This is a genomic window from Roseicyclus amphidinii, assembly GCF_030163755.1.
Lineage (GTDB): Bacteria > Pseudomonadota > Alphaproteobacteria > Rhodobacterales > Rhodobacteraceae > Roseicyclus > Roseicyclus amphidinii.
Genome location: NZ_JASJOE010000132.1, coordinates 1 through 2,953, shown reverse-complemented (window position 1 = coordinate 2,953; position 2,953 = coordinate 1). Strand labels below are relative to the sequence as shown.

At 72.1% G+C, this 2,953-nt stretch carries 3 protein-coding genes and 1 pseudogene; 1 reads left to right on the top strand and 3 read right to left on the bottom strand.

Translation table 11 applies throughout. The annotated features are described in order from the left end of the window. On the top strand, positions 1-493 hold a 493-nt coding region (locus tag QQK83_RS19120; protein WP_284267007.1), incomplete at its 5' end, for a DUF1028 domain-containing protein. A gap of 10 nt (positions 494-503) precedes the next feature. On the opposite strand, the gene QQK83_RS19115 is transcribed toward QQK83_RS19120, so the two are convergent. The 3 genes and pseudogenes from QQK83_RS19115 to QQK83_RS19105 all read right to left on the bottom strand — a co-directional run. After that, on the bottom strand, positions 504-1,268 hold the full coding sequence (locus tag QQK83_RS19115; protein ID WP_284267006.1) for a FadR/GntR family transcriptional regulator: 765 nt from the start codon (positions 1,266-1,268) through the stop codon (positions 504-506). A 69-nt stretch (positions 1,269-1,337) separates the two neighbouring features. Continuing rightward, positions 1,338-2,021, bottom strand: a complete 684-nt coding sequence (locus tag QQK83_RS19110) for a fumarylacetoacetate hydrolase family protein (RefSeq protein ID WP_284267010.1) — start codon at positions 2,019-2,021, stop codon at positions 1,338-1,340. A gap of 156 nt (positions 2,022-2,177) precedes the next feature. Continuing rightward, positions 2,178-2,936, bottom strand: a pseudogene (locus tag QQK83_RS19105) (LysR family transcriptional regulator); the annotation flags it as partial. Between the last annotated feature and the right edge of the window lie 17 nt (positions 2,937-2,953).

The following is a 2,953-nucleotide window of genomic DNA, read 5'->3' as shown; positions in this document are numbered from 1 at the left end:
GCGCGCGCATCGGCAGTTGGCGGCGCTGGATGCGCGCGGCGGCACGGGGGCCTTTACCGGGGCCGAAAGCGTGGCGCACGCGGGCGCGCTGGAGGGGCCGGGGATCGTGGTGGCGGGCAACATGCTGTCGGGGCCGGAGGTGATCGAGGCCGCTTTGGAGGGCTACCGCGCAGCCGCGGCGATGCCGTTCCCCGAGCGGCTGATGGGTGCCTTGGGCGCGGCGGCGGCGGCGGGGGGCGATGCGCGGGGCCTGCTGTCGGCGGCGCTGCTGGTCGTGGGGCGGGACATGGCGCCCCTGACGCTCAGGATCGACCATTCGGTCAACCCCTTGGCGGCATTGGCCGATCTTTACATGGTCTCGCAATCCGACCCCTATCACGGCTGGACGCGGGTGGTTCCGGTTCTGGACGATCCGTGGCGCGCGCCCGCGGCCGCGGATGTGCCCGAGGTGCCCGAGCCGATCGTCGGGGCGGAGCCCGCGATCCGGCGCTGAGGCCCCTGCCCTATTCGGCGATGAAGCGGCGCAGGACCTGCGCCTCCTGGCGCTGCATCAGCGCCTCGGCGGTTTCCATGTGGCTGCGCATGATGCGGCGCGCATCTTCGGCGCGGCCGTGGCGCAGGGCGGCGATCAGCTCGGTCTGGTAGGCGAGCCCCTTTTCGTAGAGCTCGCGGTTGGGCGGGTCATAGAGGCGGCGATAGACCGTGAGGTCGGTCAGGATGCGGCCCATGAAGCTGACGACGAAGGCCAGCAGCGCGTTGTCGGAGAAATTGGCGAGCGTGCGGTGGAACTCGAGCGAGGCGACATGCTGGTCGCGCTCCTCCTCGGCGGAGCGGGCGGGCTCGGGGTATTTCGCCACGACCTGTTCCAGCTCGGCCAGTTGCGCCTCGGCGAGGCGACCGGCGAGCGAGGCGGCCAGTTCCGGCTCCAGCGCGCGGCGCAGCTGGTAGATGTCGGATATGGAAATATCCTTGAAGTAGAAGTAGTTGGCGAGCAGCGCCTTGGCGCGGTCGGCGGTGACCTCGCCCACGAAGCTGCCGCCGCCGGGGCCGGTGCGGGTCTCGATCAGGCCTTGCGCCTCGAGGATGCGCATCGCCTCGCGGATGGTGCCCTTGGCCATGCCAAAGCGCGCCATCAGCTCGGCCTCGCCCGGCAGGCGGTCGCCGGGGGCCATGTTGCGCTCGACCACCCAGTCCTTGATCGCGTCGGCCACGCGGACGGGCCGCGAGCGGCGCGGTTCCTTGGCGGGCGGGCGGTTGGGCGCGGTCATGCGGGGCCTTTCGGGACGGAACGCGGAGTGTGCGGGGCCGCGGCGCGGGATGCAACCGCGGCCTGTCTTTCAGACCACTGTGACGGTGAGCGTGCCAAGGCCCGCGATCTCGGCCTCCATCACGTCGCCGCGCGCGACCGGGCCGACGCCCGCGGGGGTACCGGCCATGATGACATCGCCGGGAGCGAGGGTGAAGTATTCGGACAGGTAGGCGATCATCTCGGGCACCTTCCAGATCATCTGGTTGAGGTCGCCCTCCTGCCGCGTCTCGCCGTTCACGGTCAGCGCGATGCGCCCTTCGGAGGGGTGGCCGACCTGTGTGACCGGGTGGAGCGGCCCGACCGGGCCGGAGCGTTCGAAGGATTTGCCGATCTCCCACGGGCGGCCCAGTTTCTTGGCCTCGCCCTGCAGGTCGCGGCGGGTCATGTCGAGGCTGATGCCGTAGCCCCAGACGTGATCCAGCGCGGTGTCGACGGGGATGTCGGTGCCGCCCGATTTCAGCGCGACCAGCAGCTCGACCTCGTGATGCACGTCCGAGGTTTTCGGCGGGTAGGGAAACTGCCCCGAGGGGTCGAGGCTGTCGGGGGTCTTCTGGAAGAAGAAGGGCGGCTCACGATCCGGGTCATGGCCCATCTCGACCGCGTGGGCGGCGAAGTTGCGCCCGATGCAATAGACCCGGCGCACCGGGAATGCGCCGCCATCGGCGGTGGGAATGGTGGGCACGGGCGCGGCTGGGATGACGTGGTCGGGCATGGGGCCTGTTCCTCCTCGGGCGGTGGTCGCATGGCATGGCGGTAGCGCAACGGGGGCCGCGGGGCCAGCCCCGGCCTGCGGATCGGACCCTGCGCGGGCGACGCGGCGCAGGTGATCGAGCAGCAACGCCTGCGCGGGGGTCGGCCGCCAGCCTGCGCGGTGCATCACCCCGATGGGGCGCGCGGGCCAGCGGAGTTCGGTGGGCACCTCGGCCAGAAGGCCCGCGCACAGCTCGGCCTCGGCCTGCCGGGCCGAGATGCAGCCCAGAAGGTCGCTTTGGCGCAGAAGCTCGCGCATCAGAAGGATGGAGCCGCATTCGACGCTGCACAGGGGCCTGCGTGCGCCCGGATGATCCGGGAATGCCGCGTCGAACTGCGCCCGCGAGGGCGTGCCGGGCCGCGGCAGGGCGAAGGCATGGCGCGACAGCTCCGAGCGCGACAGGGCGGGGCCTTGGGTCGCCGGGTGGCCGGGCCGGGCGAGGATCACGAGGCGGTCGGTGAAGAGCCCTTCCTCGACCACGTCCCCGACCGGGGCCGGATCGCGCAGCGCGCCGAGGATCAGGTCGATCTCGCCCTGACGCAAGCCGCCCAGCAGCTCGGGATAGGGGCCATCGATCACGGTCACGACATGGCCGGGGCGTTCGGCATGAAAGGCGGCCAGAGCCTCGGGCAAGACGGCGGTGCGCGACAGCGGCAGCGCGCCGATGGTGATGCGGCCCGCGTCGCGGCCGTCCATCTCGGCCAGCTCGGCCTCGGCCTGCGCGACCTCGCTGCGCGCGAGACGGGCGGCATGGACAAGCGCGCGGCAGGCCCGCGTCGGCACCAGCCCGACGGCGCTGCGCTCGAAGAGCCGGGTGCCCGCCTCCTGTTCCAGCCGGGCGATGGCGCGGTGCAGCGTGGGTTGCGCGCGGCCCATGCTGGCTGCGGCGAGCG

What these genes read in the sequence shown, in the direction of transcription:
- QQK83_RS19115 (WP_284267006.1), bottom strand. Translation starts at nt 1,268, where the DNA reads ATGACCGCGCCCAACCGCCCGCCCGCCAAGGAACCGCGCCGCTCGCGG.
- QQK83_RS19110 (WP_284267010.1), bottom strand. Translation starts at nt 2,021, where the DNA reads ATGCCCGACCACGTCATCCCAGCCGCGCCCGTGCCCACCATTCCCACC.